This window comes from Mesorhizobium sp. WSM4809, from assembly GCF_055811655.1.
Window position 1 is genome coordinate 462,904 of the sequence record NZ_JBVVQW010000002.1, and the last position, 15,267, is coordinate 478,170.

General features: G+C 63.9%; 12 protein-coding genes and 2 pseudogenes. 7 read left to right on the forward strand and 7 right to left on the reverse strand.

The window, feature by feature from the left end:
* Nucleotides 1-178 precede the first annotated feature (178 nt).
* Both AC0L24_RS06715 and AC0L24_RS06720 read left to right on the forward strand, forming a co-directional pair.
* Nucleotides 179-1,342: an efflux RND transporter periplasmic adaptor subunit gene (locus tag AC0L24_RS06715; protein ID WP_127809365.1), complete on the forward strand. Its 1,164-nt coding sequence runs from the start codon at nt 179-181 to the stop codon at nt 1,340-1,342.
* The gene (locus tag AC0L24_RS06720; RefSeq protein ID WP_473563576.1) at nt 1,339-4,470 is read left to right on the forward strand and encodes an efflux RND transporter permease subunit; all 3,132 of its coding nucleotides are present in this window, start codon (nt 1,339-1,341) and stop codon (nt 4,468-4,470) included. The genes AC0L24_RS06715 and AC0L24_RS06720 overlap by 4 nt, the downstream gene beginning before the upstream one ends.
* A 62-nt stretch (nt 4,471-4,532) precedes the next feature.
* On the opposite strand, the gene AC0L24_RS06725 is transcribed toward AC0L24_RS06720, so the two are convergent.
* From AC0L24_RS06725 to AC0L24_RS06750, 6 genes and pseudogenes are all read right to left on the reverse strand, one after another.
* Nucleotides 4,533-4,943 (reverse strand): GtrA family protein, encoded by a 411-nt coding sequence (locus AC0L24_RS06725; protein WP_127809363.1) that lies wholly within the window; start codon nt 4,941-4,943, stop codon nt 4,533-4,535.
* Complete coding sequence (locus AC0L24_RS06730; protein ID WP_127809362.1) at nt 4,940-5,749, reverse strand: ChbG/HpnK family deacetylase; 810 nt, start codon at nt 5,747-5,749, stop codon at nt 4,940-4,942. The genes AC0L24_RS06725 and AC0L24_RS06730 overlap by 4 nt, the downstream gene beginning before the upstream one ends.
* On the reverse strand, nt 5,746-6,735 hold the full coding sequence (locus AC0L24_RS06735; RefSeq protein WP_127329411.1) for a glycosyltransferase family 2 protein: 990 nt from the start codon (nt 6,733-6,735) through the stop codon (nt 5,746-5,748). The genes AC0L24_RS06730 and AC0L24_RS06735 overlap by 4 nt, the downstream gene beginning before the upstream one ends.
* Nucleotides 6,728-7,891: a glycosyltransferase 87 family protein gene (locus tag AC0L24_RS06740; protein WP_127809361.1), complete on the reverse strand. Its 1,164-nt coding sequence runs from the start codon at nt 7,889-7,891 to the stop codon at nt 6,728-6,730. The genes AC0L24_RS06735 and AC0L24_RS06740 overlap by 8 nt, the downstream gene beginning before the upstream one ends.
* A gap of 215 nt (nt 7,892-8,106) precedes the next feature.
* Nucleotides 8,107-9,143 (reverse strand): annotated as a pseudogene (locus AC0L24_RS06745) (zinc-binding dehydrogenase).
* A 52-nt stretch (nt 9,144-9,195) separates the two neighbouring features.
* Nucleotides 9,196-10,437: an acyl-CoA dehydrogenase family protein gene (locus AC0L24_RS06750; protein ID WP_128289366.1), complete on the reverse strand. Its 1,242-nt coding sequence runs from the start codon at nt 10,435-10,437 to the stop codon at nt 9,196-9,198.
* Between the two features lie 115 nt (nt 10,438-10,552).
* On the opposite strand from AC0L24_RS06750, the gene AC0L24_RS06755 reads away from it, so the two are divergent.
* The 5 genes from AC0L24_RS06755 to AC0L24_RS06775 all read left to right on the forward strand — a co-directional run bounded on the left by AC0L24_RS06755 (nt 10,553) and on the right by AC0L24_RS06775 (nt 14,164).
* Nucleotides 10,553-11,368 (forward strand): SDR family oxidoreductase, encoded by an 816-nt coding sequence (locus AC0L24_RS06755; RefSeq protein WP_127398842.1) that lies wholly within the window; start codon nt 10,553-10,555, stop codon nt 11,366-11,368.
* 39 nt (nt 11,369-11,407) lie between these two features.
* On the forward strand, nt 11,408-11,893 hold the full coding sequence (locus AC0L24_RS06760; protein WP_023810115.1) for a MaoC family dehydratase: 486 nt from the start codon (nt 11,408-11,410) through the stop codon (nt 11,891-11,893).
* Nucleotides 11,890-12,921: a phosphotransferase family protein gene (locus AC0L24_RS06765; protein WP_292631952.1), complete on the forward strand. Its 1,032-nt coding sequence runs from the start codon at nt 11,890-11,892 to the stop codon at nt 12,919-12,921. Before AC0L24_RS06760 ends, AC0L24_RS06765 begins: the two co-directional genes overlap by 4 nt.
* Nucleotides 12,922-13,085: 164 nt before the next feature.
* The gene (locus AC0L24_RS06770; protein WP_128290218.1) at nt 13,086-13,724 is read left to right on the forward strand and encodes a TetR/AcrR family transcriptional regulator; all 639 of its coding nucleotides are present in this window, start codon (nt 13,086-13,088) and stop codon (nt 13,722-13,724) included.
* Between the two features lie 191 nt (nt 13,725-13,915).
* Nucleotides 13,916-14,164, forward strand: a complete 249-nt coding sequence (locus AC0L24_RS06775; protein ID WP_127268964.1) for a DUF680 domain-containing protein — start codon at nt 13,916-13,918, stop codon at nt 14,162-14,164.
* A 42-nt stretch (nt 14,165-14,206) separates the two neighbouring features.
* Here the strand turns inward: AC0L24_RS06775 and AC0L24_RS06780 are convergent.
* Nucleotides 14,207-15,256 (reverse strand): annotated as a pseudogene (locus AC0L24_RS06780) (Gfo/Idh/MocA family protein).
* Nucleotides 15,257-15,267: the final 11 nt, after the last annotated feature.

Here is a 15,267-nt window from a genome sequence, read left to right on the forward strand (position 1 = left end):
CCAAAGCGTTACGCATATTTTCTCAAAGGTTACATATATTTAATGTGCGCAGCCCCCGGAGAATTGTCATAAAGACGCGATATCGAGGCGGCTTCTTTGCCTTACAATAGCCTCGCTGCGTCTGCTTCATTTCGGGAAACCGGTAGACGGAAGGATTGTTTTACCAACCGGAGTGCCGATGGCCGCCTGGAAACAGATACTTTTTGCACTCTTGGTGCTGGTGGTGGCGGCAGCCGCCTGGCTGCGCTTTTATCCCGGCGCGCCGGACGTGCTGGCACGCTGGGGCATCGACTGGGCCTCCGCGGCAACGCCCCCGGCTGAGACCGGCACCGCCAACGCGAAGCAGGCAAACGGCCGTAATGGCGGCAACCAGCGGGTGAACGTGGTCGCCCTTGCGGCCACTTCGGCTGTTATCAACGATCGCCTGCAGGCAATCGGCACCGGCCGTGCCAACGCCTCGGTGACCGTCAATCCCTACAGCTCCGGCCGCCTCGCCGAACTGCTGGTCGCATCCGGCAGCCATGTCGATAAGGGACAGATCCTCGCCACCCTGGATTCCGAGACCGAAGTGATCTCTCAGGACCGCGCCAAGCTCGCCTTGCAGGATGCGCAGGCCAAACTCGACCGCGTCAGGTCGCTTCGTGCCTCCAATGCCGCGACACCAGTCGCAGTGGCCGATGCCGAAGTGGTCTTGGCCGGCGCCAAGCTGGCGCTTCAGGATGCGGAACTGGCGCTGCAGCGCCGGTCGATACTGGCACCGATCGCTGGCACTGTCGGCATCCTGCCGATCTCGGCCGGCAATTATGTCACCAACCAGTCGGCCATTGCCACGCTCGACGACCGGTCCTCGATCCTGGTCGATTTCCTGGTGCCCGAGCGCTTCGCTGCCGCCGTCAAGGTCGGCGCACAATTGACGGCGACGCCGATCGCCAATCCCAGCAACGCTTATAGCGGCACCGTTTCGGCCATCGACAACCACATCGATGAAAAGAGCCGCACCCTGCTGGTCAAGGCCAAGATCGCCAACCCTGCGGATTCGTTGCGCGCCGGCATGTCGTTCGGCATCACCATGAAATTTCCGGGGCAAATCTATCCGGCCGTCAGCCCGCTGGCGATCCTGTGGGGGTCGGACGGCGCCTATGTCTGGCAGATCGAGGATGGCAAGGCCAGGCGGGTCCCGGTGCGCATCATACAGCGCAACACCGAGACCGTGCTGATCGACGCCGAGATCGACAATGGCGACATGGTGGTCACAGAGGGCACCCAGAGCGTCAGCGAGGGCGGCGCGGTCCGCCTTGCCGGCGAAGAGCAGCGCGCCGCGGACGCCGCCGCAGGCACATGACCAGCCCCGCCAACACTGCCAGCGAGACCGGCTTCACCGCCCTGTTCATCCGCAGGCCGGTGATGGCCTTCGTGCTGAACACACTGATTGCGGTCGCCGGCCTGGCCGCCTTCTACGGCGTCGAGATCCGCGAACTGCCTGATGTCGATCGCGCGGTCGTCACCGTTTCCACCACCTTCGAGGGCGCGGCGGCCGAGACCGTCGATCGCGAGTTGACCGACACCATCGAGGGCGCCGTCGCCCGCGTCTCCGGCGTCAAGTCGATCTCGTCGTCTTCCTCATTCGGCTCAAGCCGCGTCACCATCGAGTTCAACGATGGCGTCGATCTGAATGTCGCCGCCTCGGACGTGCGTGATGCCGTCGGCCGCGTCGCCAACCAGATGCCGGACACCGCCGATCCGCCGCGCATCGTCAAGGCCGACGCCAATTCCGACCCGGTGATGCGGCTGGCGGTGACCTCGGGCAACATGTCGATCCAGGACATGACCGTGGTGGTCCAGGACCAGATCGAGGACGAGTTGGCCGCCGTGCCCGGCGTTGCCGACGTCCAGGTCTATGGCGACCGCGACAAGATCTTCCGCATCGACGTCGATCAGAACAAGCTGGCCAGCCTCGGCTTCACGGTTGCCGACCTCAGGGCCGCCCTTGCCTCGGTCGCCTTCGATTCCCCTGCCGGTTCGATCACCACGACCAACCAGGACCTGATCGTCCGCACGACTGCCGACGTCACCACGCCGGGAGAGTTCGAAAACATCATCGTCGGAGGCACGACGCGCATCCGCGACGTCGCCACCGTCACGCTCGGCCCCGATGTCGGCCAGACCACATTGCGCTCGGATGGCAAGACGGGCATCGGCATCGGCATCATCCGCCAGGCGGAATCGAACACGTTGGACATCTCGACCGGCGTCCAGTCCGCCGTCGCCAAGTTGCAGGAAAACCTACCCAAGGGCATGTCGATCAAGATCACCAGCGACGACGCGGTCTTCGTCAAGGGCGCGGTGCACGAGGTCGAGATCGCGCTCGGCCTGTCCGTCACAATGGTGCTGATCGTCATCTATGTGTTTCTCCTCGACTGGCGCGCGACGCTGATCCCCGGCCTGGCGATGCCGGTCGCCATGATCGGCACCATCGCCGCCATCTATCTGGCCGGCTTCTCGGTCAACATCCTGACCCTGCTCGCGCTGGTGCTGGCGACCGGCCTGGTCGTCGACGACGCCATCGTCGTGCTCGAAAACATCGTGCGACGACGCAACGAAGGCATGGGACCGCGTGCGGCCGCTGTGCTTGGCGCGCAGGAAGTGTTCTTTGCCGTTATTGCCACCACCTTGACGCTGGTCGCCGTCTTCGTGCCGATTTCGTTCCTGCCCGGCCAGACTGGCGGCTTGTTCCGCGAATTCGGCTTCGTGCTTGCCATGTCGGTGCTCTTGTCCTGCGTGGTCGCGTTGACGCTGTGCCCGATGCTCGCCTCGCGCATGCTGACCGGCGCATCGCTCCACCACGAAGGTGGCCATGGCATCGGCGCCCGCATCGGCGGCGCGCTCAATACGGCCTACAAGCGCAGCCTGCATGCGTGCCTCGACGCGCCATGGATCGTGCTTCTAGTCGCGGTGCTGTTTGCCGGCACAGCCTTTACTCTGTTCGGCACCATCCGCCAGGAACTGACGCCGACCGAGGACCGCGCTGCCGTGCTTCTGCGCATCAGCGCCCCGCAAGGCGTCAGCCTCGACTACACAACGCAGCAGATGCAGAAGATCGAGAGACTGATCCAGCCGATGCGCGATTCCGGCGAGATCCGCAGCACTTTCGAGAACGCCGGCCAGAACGGCTCCTACAACTCCGGCTTCATGGTGATGACGCTGGCGCCGTGGAACGAGCGCAGCCGCAGCCAGCAGGAGATCATGGCCGAGATCAGCCAGCTGACCAGGCAGGTGCCGAGCGTGCGTATCTTCCCGGTGCAGCCCAACAGCCTCGGTATCCGTGGCGCCGGCAACGGCCTGCAGTTCGCATTGGTCGGCAACGACCGCAAGGCGCTCGGCGATGCCGCCGTGAAGATCATCGCCGAGATGCAGAAGGACCCGCGCTTCCAGACACCGCGCCTGTCCATCGACCCGACGCAGCCGCAGCTCGCCGTGGCCATCGACCGCGAGCGGGCCTCCGACCTCGGCATCGACATATCAGGACTGGCCAACACCTTGCAGGCCATGCTCGACGGCAACGACGTCGTCGACGTCTACATCGCCGACCGCAGCTACGGCGTGAAGCTGGTCTCGACCACCAATCCGATCAACGATCCGACGGATCTGGAAAACATCTTTCTGAAAACAGCCGACGGACGTTTCGTGCCGATGTCGACCATCGCCACGCTGACCGAACGCGCCGTGCCGCCGTCGCTGTCGCGCGAACAGCAGCAGCCCTCGGTCGCAATCACGTCCAACCTCAGCGGCGACTTAGCGCTTGGCGATGCGCTCACCCGCGCCGAGCAAATCGCCACGCCGCTGCTGCCGCCAGGCAGCCGCATCCTGCCGCTGGCCGAGGCGGCGACGCTGGGCGAGACCAACAGCGCCATGGTCACCATTTTCGGCTTCGCGCTGGTCATCATCCTTTTGGTGCTGGCCGCCCAGTTCGAAAGTTTTGTCAGCGCCGTCATCATCATGGCGACGGTGCCGCTAGGGCTGGCCTGTGCGATTTTCGCGCTTCTCCTCTCGGGCACCAGTCTCAACGCCTACAGCCAGATCGGCCTGGTGCTTTTGGTCGGCGTCATGGCCAAGAACGGCATCCTGATCGTCGAATTCGCCAACCAGTTGCGCGACCGCGGGCTTGGCGTGCGCGAGGCGATCGAACAGGCCTCGATCATCCGCGTGCGGCCGGTGATGATGACGATGATCTGCACCGTGCTCGGCGGCCTGCCGCTGGTGCTGGCGAGCGGCGCCGGTGCCGAGGCGCGCGTCGCGCTCGGCTGGGTCATCGTCGGCGGCCTGGGGCTGGCCACCGTCTCGACGCTGTTCCTGACGCCGGTCGCCTATCTCCTGCTTGGCCGCTTCGTCACGCCGAAGACCCACGAGGAAGCCCGACTGAAGCGCGAGTTGGAGGAAGCCGCCTACACCAATGTGGAGCCGGCTGAATAGAAATCCCAGGAAAAGTGTGTAGCGGTTTTTCGTCCGGAATTTCGTAAGAAAAATAATTCTGCCTATCTCAAGAACCGGCCTTCGATCGACCAGCGCGCGGCGAGGAAATTCAGCACCGCCGCCACCACGACGCCGCCGATTTTCGCCGGCCACACCCCGATGATGCCGGCGAACAGCGCGATCGAGAGGCTGGAGACACCGAGCGAAATCAGCACTCCAAGCGTGGCGAAACGAAGGAACGCGTCATGCAGCCGGATGGCTCGATTGCGCTCAAACGACCACAAGCCGTTCGCCGCGAAGGAAAAGGTGACGGCGACGAACCAGGCAGCGATGTTGGCCGGCACCGGCGGAACCCCGAGCTTGAGCAGCAGGAAAAAGCTGGCAAGGTCGATGGCCGTGTTCGCCAGTCCGACAATGGCGAAGCGGACGATCTTGCTGCCGGCCGAACGCTGGGGCCGATCGGCGTCGCTCATCTCTTGCCGTCCAAGATCTCGACGCCGGCGCGGGCCAGGCTGGCTCCGAACGCGTCCGATGCCAAGGCCGCGAATTCGACCTCGCGCACACCTTGCATCATGTCGCGCGCGCGCAGCGTCTCGTCGACATGGCCGGGATGACACATGAACAGCCCTCGCTCCGGCAACCCTTCGACGGCGGCCCGCAGAACCGCAGCGAACTTTTCGGGTTGCCGCCAGTCATAGATGCCGGCGAGCGGCTGGAAAACGGTGAAGCCCGCGCGCTGCATCGAGCGGTTGAACCCGGCGGCGAGCGCGGCAATCGCAGCGACTTTCGCTCCCGCGGCCAGCGCCGGGGCGCCGCGCAGGGCCGGCCTGTCGGCGCCTTCTGGAAATCGTGCGCACAGCCATGTGCGCACGACAGGAAGGAAATGCACATGCTGATGCCCGTCGACGAAATCGGGGCGGCGGCCAAGCGCCTCGACGAAGCGGCTGTACTGGGCGTCAAGCTCGGCATGGACATGGCGGGCGCCGATGCGGCCGCGCAGAACAGGCAAGGCCAGTGCGCGGAGCGGTGGCAGCCGGCCTTCCGGCGCCAGGGCCGACCGGCCGGTGACGGCCAACTGGTCGGTCAAGGTGAGGTGCAGCCCAACCGCAGCCCGGCCGCACAGCGGTTTTATGCGCTCTGCCTCCTTTGCCCACTCGGGAAAGCCGGTCATGCAGCTGGTGCCGGTCAGGCGCCCCCGATCGAGAAGATCGAGAATCCCGGCGGAAACGCCAGGCGCCAGGCCGTAATCGTCGGCGATCAGGCGAATGCGCCGCGTCATCTGTTCGAAGAGCCCGGCTCCGGCCGGTCGGCGGGGGCATCGCTGCGCACGACATCGCGCACGAGATAGACCGGCCGATCCTTGCTCTCGCTGAGCGTCACCCAGACATATTCGCCGATCAGCCCAAGCAGGGTCAGGTTGAGGCCGCCGAGCAGAACGACGGCAACCAGCAGGCTGGGGTAGCCCGGAACGGCAATGCCGTAGAAGATCACCTCGAAGAACACCTTTGCACCATAGAGCGCGCCGGCCAACGCCGCGAGCAGCCCGCTAAGACTGATCAGGCGCAGCGGAATGACGGAGAACGAGGTGAACCCTTCGAGCGAGAAGGCGATCAGGTTGAGCCGGCTCCATTTCGATGTGCCACTGGCGCGGCCTTCCGGCGAATAGGGCAATGCTTTCTGGCGAAAGCCCGCCCAGGCAAACAGGCCCTTGTTGAAGCGACGCTTGTCACGCAGGCTGGTCAGTGCGCGCGCCACGGCGCCGCGCATGACGCGAAAGTCGCCGGCATTTTCAGGAATGTCGAAACGCTGGCTGCTGTTGATCAGGCTGTAGAAAAGCCGTGCAAGCTGGCTGCGCCGCCAACTCGCCTCGCGGCGGTCGTTCTGGGCATAGACGACGTCGATGTCGGGATGGTTCACCAGCTCGGCGATCAGCTTCAGGCTGATGTCCAGGGAATGCTGGAGGTCGGCGTCCATGATCAGCACCATGTCGCCGCGCGACTGGTCGAGGCCGGCGAGCACAGCGACTTCCTTGCCGAAATTGCGGCTGAGGCGGACGATCTCCCACGATCCCGTCAGCGCCTGCGAAAATCGTCCGGCGCCATCGTCACGGCTGCCGTCATCGACCAGGATCTTGTGCACGGTCATGCCGAAGCGCTGTGCCACGGCCGCTTCGAGCTCGCCGAGCAGGCGCGCGAAGGCCGATGCCGAAGCCGCCTCGTTGAAGAATGGCGCAACGATATCGAGGCTCTGTCGCAACTCAGCCATTCGCGACTCCCGCATTCACCACCTTTTCCCGTGCCTTGGCCCAGAACCACCAGATCAGCAAACCGGCGATGAAAGTGATGGCGACCGGCCGGAACCAGGGGAAGAGGAAATCGTGCACATGGCGCTCGACGCCGCTCAGGCCGGTCACGAACAGCGTCATCGACAGCACCGAGGCGAGGACGCCGCCTCGTTCTTCGCGCCACAACAGGGCGATGGCAAGACCGGCTGGTACCGCGATCATGGCAAAGGTGTTGGGCTCGACGCGCGGGTTGAAGACGCACATGTAGAAGGTGGCCGTCAGGAAGATCGCCAGCGCTGCCTTTCCCCCTTCGAGCCTGCGGTCGAACCAGATGACGGCTGAAAGCGTAAGGAGGGCCATGACCATGCGCACGATCGTTGCGCCGAATTCCGGTATCGGCAGCCCTACCGTGGTGAACGGTGCCGTGAAATCGGTGGACACGAAATGGCTGGTATTGTCGACGGCCATGGAGGTCAACATCTGGGCGAAGACACGATACTGATCGTTGAGATAGCCGGCGGGAGCAAAAGCGTAAGGCAGTGCGAGCACGAACAGCACCGCCAGCACCAGCACCGGTATCAACCGAAGCCGAAGGGCTCCTACCAACAACAGCATTATGATCGCGGTCGGCTTGGCGATGATGGCAAGCGAAGCCCAGAAGAACGTCTCCGCCCGTCGCCCTTCCAGCGCCGACAATGTGAGAAGCCAGCAAGCGCCGGTCAAAAGGATCGTCGCCTGGCCGTTGCGGATCGCGCCGAGCGCCATCGGCAAAGCGAGGAAGAGGCCGAAAGAAAGCAGCCACATCAACTCGCCACCACCGAGCTTGCGCACCTGCCGCATCGCGGCAAAGGTCAGCACCGCAAACCCGAGGGAGTGCCACACCACGCCGCCCAGATGCGGACCGAGCTTGACTATCGGAGTGTAGAGCGCGGCGAAGGCCGGCGCGTAGAGATACCCCATCTCGGATTGGGTGTCGTAGAGCGGCAGACCGGCCAGAAGCGCCTCGCTGCCATCTATATAGGCCTTCCACACCGTCCGCGTGTACGGCGACCTCAGGACCATGGCAAGAACGACCAGGAACGCTCCGATCCACAGGCCAAACCCCAAACGGTCGAAAACCGGCTTGGAAATCGTCATCAAGGCACCCCACACAATCCCGGAACAAGCTCAGTCCAGCCTGTCCCGGCATTCGATGGCGGCGGCATATCACGGACGCAGCGGCATGGCATAGGGGGCTTGATGGACGCGGATATCGGCCTGACGGTCCCGAGGCGGCGGATAACCGGCAATCTCTGACGCAAAGCACTCCGAGGCCCCCTCGCGTCCAAGCTTCTCGAATCTTTCGAATTGGCCTAAGGCCGGATGAACACCTTGCCGTTCGGCTTAGCCAGTTCCGCTGGCACCCGCGCCATCGCCTCGGCAAGCGGCACCACCGCCGTCACGTCGGTCGACCAGCGCCCATTGGAAAAACGCTTCTGCGCTTCCAGGATCGCCGGGCCGCGGCGATCGTGGAACTGGCGCATCCACTCGCTCAGCCAAAAACCTTCGATATGCTTATGCTGGAAGATCAGTTGACCGGGCTCGCGGATAACGGTGGCTTCGGGATCGAGCTTCCCGTAGATGATCCAGCGCGACCGCTTCGGCATAATGTCGAAGATGGCGGAAGCCAGCGGCCCGGTCACCGCGTCGAGAAAGATGCGCGGCTGCTCGGCCTTCACCACCTCGCGTAACGCCGCCTTGAAATCCGGCGCCTTTTCGTTGAGGACGTGCGCCGCGCCGAGCGCTTTCAGCGCCGCGATCTGGTCGTCGCGGCGCACGGTGACGATCGGCCGGAAGCCCTCTCCGTTGCCAGGCCAATGATCAGCTTGCAGAGCTGGCTGGCGCCGGCGGTCATCATAAAGGCCTTTCCGCCTTCCTCCTTGACGACGTCGAACATGGCGAGCGCGGTGAGCGGGTTGACGATCATCGCCGCGCCATCCTCGTCGCGAACGGTGTCGAGCAGCGGGATGCAAACATCGGCCTCGGCTACGGCATAGTCGGCCCAAGAGCCCCAATTGGTGACGCCCGTGGCAAAAGCGACACGCTTGCCGATCAGGCCTTTGGGATAGGGTTCGTCCCCGCTGGCGACGACAATGCCGACGCCCTCGAAGCCCGCCGGCTGTCCCTTGGCGCGCGGCTGGCCGTACTGGCCCTTGACGAAGGCGACATCGGACGGATTGATCGAGGCGAGACTGACCTTGATCAGCACCTGCGTCGGTCCGGGTGTCGGCACCGCGATGTTGCCCGGCTCGAGATAGGGCTCCATCGCCTCCAGCACGCTGCCGCTCGGCGTCCTGGTGTAGCCGTCGCCGACCGGCAGCAGCGCCTTCATTTCGGAGGGGACGGCCATTGGAACACTCCGTGCTTGGGCTGTCGGCATCGCCGGATGACGATGCCGGCGCTCAGACCTTTTCCTGCGTGTATTTCTTCAGCTCGGTGCGCGCCACCTGACGGCGATGCACGGCGTCCGGCCCGTCGGCAAGGCGCAAGGTCCGCAGATGCGTCCACGACCGCGCCAGCGGCGTGTCCTGGCTGATGCCTTGCGCGCCGAACATCTGCACCGCTTCGTCGGTGACCTTGAGCGCGACGCGGGGTGCCACCACCTTGATCTGGCTGATCCAGGGGGCCGCGGCGCGGGCGTCGCCCTGGTCGATCATCCACGCCGCCTTGAGGCAGAGCAGCCGGGCCATTTCGATCTCCATGCGGCATTCGGCGATGATGTCGAAATTGGCGCCGAGCTTTGCCAGCTTCTGGCCGAAGGCCTCGCGGCGCAAGGAACGCTGGCACAGCATCTCGAGCGCCATCTCGGCCTGTCCGATGGCGCGCATGCAGTGATGGATGCGGCCGGGGCCGAGCCGCCCTTGCGCGATCTCGAACCCCCTGCCTTCGCCGAGGATCAGGTTCGATGCCGGTACCCGCACATTGTCGAAGCGAAGATGCATGTGGCCGTGCGGCGCGTCGTCATCGCCATAAACCTGCATGGCCCGCACCTTGGTCACGCCTTTTGTGTCCGATGGCACCAGGATCATCGAATGACGGCGGTGCTGCGGCTCGTCATCGCCGCCGGTCCTGACCATGACGATGTAGATGGCGCAGCGCGGATCGCCTGCGCCCGAAGCCCACCATTTCTCGCCGTTGAGCACATAGTCGTCGCCCTGACGTTCGCAGCGCATGGCAATGTTGGTGGCATCGGACGAAGCGACATCCGGCTCGGTCATCAGATAGGCCGAGCGGATCTTGCCGTCGAGCAGTGGCTCGAGCCATGCTTTCTTGAGGTCGGCCGAGCCGTACCGCTCCAGCACCTCCATGTTGCCGGTGTCGGGCGCCGAGCAGTTGAAGGTCTCCGCACCAAGATGCGCCTTTCCCATTTCCTCGGCCAGATAGGCGTATTCGACGGTGGAAAGGCCGTAGCCGCGTTCCGAACCGGTCAGCCAGAAATTCCACAGGCCGCGCTCTCGTGCGGTCTTTTTCAGCCCTTCGAGGATCTCGCTCTGGCGCGCACTGTAGACCCAGCGGTTGCCTGTCTTGCCCACTTCGCTGAGGAATTCATGGTCGAGCGGCATGATCTCGTCGCGCACCATGGCCGCGACGCGCGCGTGGATCGGCTTCAGCCGCTCGGTCATGCCGAGATTCATCTCCGTCATCGGTCGCTAACCCTTCATGCATGCCAGGCATTTTGTCAGTGGCAAGGATGACCGTACTTCGGATAGCCTTGTCAACGCGAACTGTTTGCCCGCATGCCGAGCGCGGAGGATTGTGATGAGCTATCTGGACGAGCTGTTTTCGGTGGCCGGCAAGACCGCGCTGGTGACGGGTGCCGCGACCGGCATCGGGCGCATGGCGGCGACCGCGCTGGTGCAGGCCGGCGCCAACGTGATGATCGCGTCGCGCAAGGGCGATGACTGCATCAAAGTCGCCGAAGAACTGAACGAGCTTGGCGCATCCGGCCGGGCCGAAGGCTTCGCCGGCGATGTCTCCAGCGAAACCGGCATTGCCGCACTCGTCGCCGAGGTCAAAGCACGGACCGGGAAACTGCATATTCTGGTCAACAACGCCGGCGTCTCCTGGGGCGCGCCGCTGGAAAGCTTCCCCTATTCGGCATGGGCCAAGGTGTTTGGCGTCAACGTCACCGCGGTCTTCCATCTGACCCGCGAATTGCTGCCGCTGCTTGATGCCGCCGCCAGCGACGCCGATCCGGCCAGGGTGATCAATCTCGGTTCGGTGATGGGCACGCAGCCGCTGGCCGACGACGCCTATTCCTACACGGCGTCCAAGGCAGCCGTGCATCATCTGACCCGCACCCTTGCGCTCGAGTTCGCCGGCCGCCGCATCACCGTCAATGCCTTCGCTCCCGGCCCCTTCCAGAGCCGGATGACGGCATTCGCCACCAGTACGGATGAGCAGGCCAGGCACGTCGGCAGCCATGTTCCGATCGGCCGTATCGGCGCACCGGATGACATTGCCGGCGCAACGCTCTATTTGTGCAGCCGTGCAGGCAGCTATGTCACCGGCGCCATCCTGCCGATCGACGGCGGACAGTCGGTGCAGCATGGGCTGACCCTGTTCAAGGAATGACATTTTCCGGCCACAGAAGCCGGGGGTGAACTGGAGGACATGAGCGTGGAACCGATCAGTCTCGATGTGCTTCTGGCCAGTGTCGGCAAGGAGGTTGGCGTGTCGCCATGGCGGGCGGTCACGCAACGCATGATCGACCAGTTCGCCGACGCCACCGACGACCACCAGTTCATCCACTGCGATCCGGAGCGGGCCATGCGCGAAACGCCGTTCGGCGGCACCATCGCGCACGGCTTCCTATCGCTGTCGCTGTTGTCGGCGATGACCTTCGAGACCATGCCGCCGCTGGAAAACGGCAAGATGGGCGTCAACCACGGCTTCGATTCGCTGCGCTTCCTGGCGCCGGTGAAAACGGGCGCGCGCATCCGCACGCGTTTCGTGCTGGCCGACGTCAAGGTTCGGCCGTCGGGCTGGGTGCAGACCGCGCATGACGTGACGATCGAAATCGAAGGTTCGAAGAAGCCGGCACTGACCGCGCGCTGGTTGACGCTGACCTTGATCGAACGCCAGCCCGAGACGGCATGAGTGATCCCGTACTCGACCAGGCAGCGCTTGCGCCTTACCTCGAGGCGAACATACCGGGCTTTTCCGAGCTTGCAGCAGTCGAGAAGTTCAAATCCGGCCAATCGAACCCGACTTACCTTTTGACGGCGGCAAGCGGCCGTTACGTGCTGCGCGCCAAGCCGCCGGGGCAATTGCTGAAATCGGCGCATCAGGTCGACCGCGAATTCAGGGTGATGAGCGCGCTTGCCGGCACCGCCGTGCCCGTGCCTGCCATGCTGCACCTGTCGGCGGAAGACTCGCCCATCGGCCGCATGTTTTACGTGATGGATTTCCTGGACGGCCGCATTTTCTGGGATCCGGCGCTGCCGGAGGCTCGCGACAACGAAGAACGCGCCGGTATATACGATGCCATGAACGAAACCCTCGCGGCGCTGCACGAGATCGATGTCGGGACAGTGGGGCTCGGCGATTTCGGGCGGCCGGGAAATTATTTCGAGCGCCAGCTGGCGCGCTGGACCAGCCAGTACCGCGCCTCGGAGACTGACGCAGTCGCCGAGATGGACGGGCTGATTGCCTGGTTGGAAACGCATATGCCCGCCGATGACGGCCGGATCTCGTTGGTGCATGGCGACTACCGGCTGGACAATCTGATCTTCGCGCCGGACCGGCCGAAGGTGCTGGCGGTGCTCGACTGGGAATTGTCGACATCAGGCCACCCCTTCGCCGATATCGCCTATCAATGCATGCAATGGCGGCTGCCGCACGCTTCCGGCTTTCGCGGCCTGGGCGGCGTCGACCGTTCCGCACTCGGCCTGCCCTCCGAGGAGGACTACGTCGCCGCCTACTGCCGGCGGCGCGGGCTCACCGGTATCGGCAACTGGACGTTCTATCTCGCCTTTTCCTTCTTCCGGCTGGCCGCGATTTGCCAGGGCGTCTACAAGCGGGCGCTGGACGGAAACGCCTCCAATCCGGAAAAGGCCCGGACCTATGGCGAGGCGGTAAAGCTGCTTTCGCGCCTTGCCGCGAAGCTGATCGACAAGGAGGCGTGATGGGCCGCTTTGACGGAGCAAAGGTGCTGACCACGGGTGCCGCCAACCTCGACAAGCGTCGGCACGATCCGAAGTATACCGCTTGGGAACTTCCCGTGCCCTTGTCCGTTTCCGTACAGCGTATATAATTTAGCCAGCCACCAACCAACCAAAGGCACCAGATCTTGCCGCAGAGCGTCCAGACACGCCGCGAGAAGCAAAAGGCAGAACTGCGCTCCGAACTTGTCGAGGCCGCGCACAAGCTCGTCCAGGAAGAAGGCTATGAAGGCCTGACCATCCGCAAGCTGGCCAAACGGGTCGGCTACGCCCCGATGTCTGTCTATTCCTACTTCGCCGACAAGCAGGACATCCTGTTCGCTCTGGCCGAGGATGCGTTCGAGACGCTGGCCCGCCGCATCGAGGAGCATCCATCCGATGATCCAATCGAGGCCTTGCAGGCGGTGATGACCGAATATGCCGCTTTCGGACTCGGCAATCCCAACGAATACCGCACCGTGTTCATGACCGAAAAGACCAAGCTGCCAGAAGGCTACAATGAAATGGAGGAGAGCAACCCTGCTATGAAGGTGCTGATCAGCAGGGTCGAGGCCTGCGTCGCCGCCGGCAAATTGCAGGGCGATCCGCGCGCCATCGCCACCATGCTGTGGGCGGTCGGACACGGCACGATCTCGCTGCTCATCACCTTTCCGTTTTACCCCTTCGGCGATCCGCAGGTCTTCGTGAAGCGGATGTGCGATTTCACGCTCGCCACGCTCAGCACGCAAAACGTCCCGCCGCTGACCGAGACACCGGTCAACTGCTGAACGCCGTTTCCTGGTTTTGTGTATTCCCCTCCAGACCTGGGGGGTCTTGGTTAACAAAAATTTATTGTACGCGTACGGTTTTCCTTGAACTTCGCGATCGACGGGCGTATATGTACAGCGTATCGTACATGTACGAGAGAAATTCACCCGTCGGTACGAATTGAATTCGACCTGGAAACCGGAGACTGACAATGAAAAAGACACTCCTCACCCTCGCCGCCGTGCTGGCACTTTCGGGCTCGGCCTTCGCCGCCAACACCACCCATCCCGTCAAGCATGCGCCGGTGGCGGCCTGCGTTGACACCAGGACCAACGTGAAGCTCGATTGCGCTTCGACCGGTTCGGTCGAGAAGAAGGGTGCCACGCAAAATACCGCTGAAGGCAAGGGCCCGCGGCTCGGCATCAGCATCAATCCGTGGATTGTACCAAGCGCATTTTGACATCAGCAAAGATCGCGTCTGGCCGGCACAAGCCGGCCAGCTTCAGCCGACCGAAACCGGCAGCTTCGCCGCTGAACTCTCGAAGGCCGCGTCGATCAGCTTTTGCATGTCCGCGGCACGCCGGAACGACGGATCGCCATTCCGGCCTGTATCCAGCGCATCGGCAAAGCGTCGCGCATTGCGCTTGACACTGGGCAGCGCCAAGATCTGCCAGCGCTGAAGATCGACATCGCCGCCGAGACAGGCCGACAGGTTCGATGCCTTGCCGTCGGTTTCGACCCTGATGGCGCCCTTGGTGCCGTGCAGGGCCAGCGACAGATCGTTGGCGTGGCCGGTCATGTAGCGGCTCGCCACGATCGTAGCGAGCGCACCGGAACTGAGCCGCGCCGTCATTGCCACGCTGTCATTGGCGTCCAGCACATAGTCGCCGATGCGCTCGCCCTCGGCCTTCGGAAACGTCACCAGATCGGCATGCAGGCTGACGATATCCTGGCCGGCGCCATAGGTGGCGAAGTCCAGGATATGGATGCCGACATCGCCCAGCACGCCGGTCGAACCGTGCCGGCTCGACATGCGCCAGAGCCATTTGTCCTCGACCCGCCAGTCGCCCCACGACTGGCTGACCAGCCAGCTTTGCCGGTAGCTTGCCTCGACATGGCGCAACACGCCGATCTCGCCGGCCAGCACCATGCGCCGCGCTTCATGGATCGCCGGTGAGTTGCGATAGGTCAGGTTGACCATGTTGACCACCCCTGCAGCCTCGGCCGCTTCGGTCATATCAAGCGCGTCGGCGTGGTTCGGCGCCAGCGGCTTTTCGCAAAACACATGCTTTCCCTGGGCAAGCAGCGCCAGCGTCGTTGCCATATGCGCACCGTCCGGCGTCGCGTTGATGGCGGCATCGAACTAACCCCAGGCGATCGCCGCCTCCAGGCTCTCGAAAGATTCGCCGATCTTGCTGACGGCGGCAAACGCCGCCGCGCGGCCAGGCACCTGGTCGACGCAAGCGACGATGCTGCAGCCCGGGATCCCGACAAACTCCTCGACATGATGCCCGGCGATACCGCCGGTGCCGAGCAGAAGAATTCGATGCATCAGTTCAGGCC

Coding starts and splice junctions, on each gene's coding strand:
- AC0L24_RS06775 (WP_127268964.1), top strand. CDS start 13,916: ATGAAAAAGACACTCCTCACCCTCGCCGCCGTGCTGGCACTTTCGGGC.
- AC0L24_RS06740 (WP_127809361.1), bottom strand. CDS start 7,891: ATGACGATTTCCAAGCCGGTTTTCGACCGTTTGGGGTTTGGCCTGTGG.
- AC0L24_RS06755 (WP_127398842.1), top strand. CDS start 10,553: ATGAGCTATCTGGACGAGCTGTTTTCGGTGGCCGGCAAGACCGCGCTG.
- AC0L24_RS06720 (WP_473563576.1), top strand. CDS start 1,339: ATGACCAGCCCCGCCAACACTGCCAGCGAGACCGGCTTCACCGCCCTG.
- AC0L24_RS06715 (WP_127809365.1), top strand. CDS start 179: ATGGCCGCCTGGAAACAGATACTTTTTGCACTCTTGGTGCTGGTGGTG.
- AC0L24_RS06735 (WP_127329411.1), bottom strand. CDS start 6,735: ATGGCTGAGTTGCGACAGAGCCTCGATATCGTTGCGCCATTCTTCAAC.
- AC0L24_RS06760 (WP_023810115.1), top strand. CDS start 11,408: ATGAGCGTGGAACCGATCAGTCTCGATGTGCTTCTGGCCAGTGTCGGC.
- AC0L24_RS06730 (WP_127809362.1), bottom strand. CDS start 5,749: ATGACGCGGCGCATTCGCCTGATCGCCGACGATTACGGCCTGGCGCCT.
- AC0L24_RS06750 (WP_128289366.1), bottom strand. CDS start 10,437: ATGACGGAGATGAATCTCGGCATGACCGAGCGGCTGAAGCCGATCCAC.
- AC0L24_RS06725 (WP_127809363.1), bottom strand. CDS start 4,943: ATGAGCGACGCCGATCGGCCCCAGCGTTCGGCCGGCAGCAAGATCGTC.
- AC0L24_RS06765 (WP_292631952.1), top strand. CDS start 11,890: ATGAGTGATCCCGTACTCGACCAGGCAGCGCTTGCGCCTTACCTCGAG.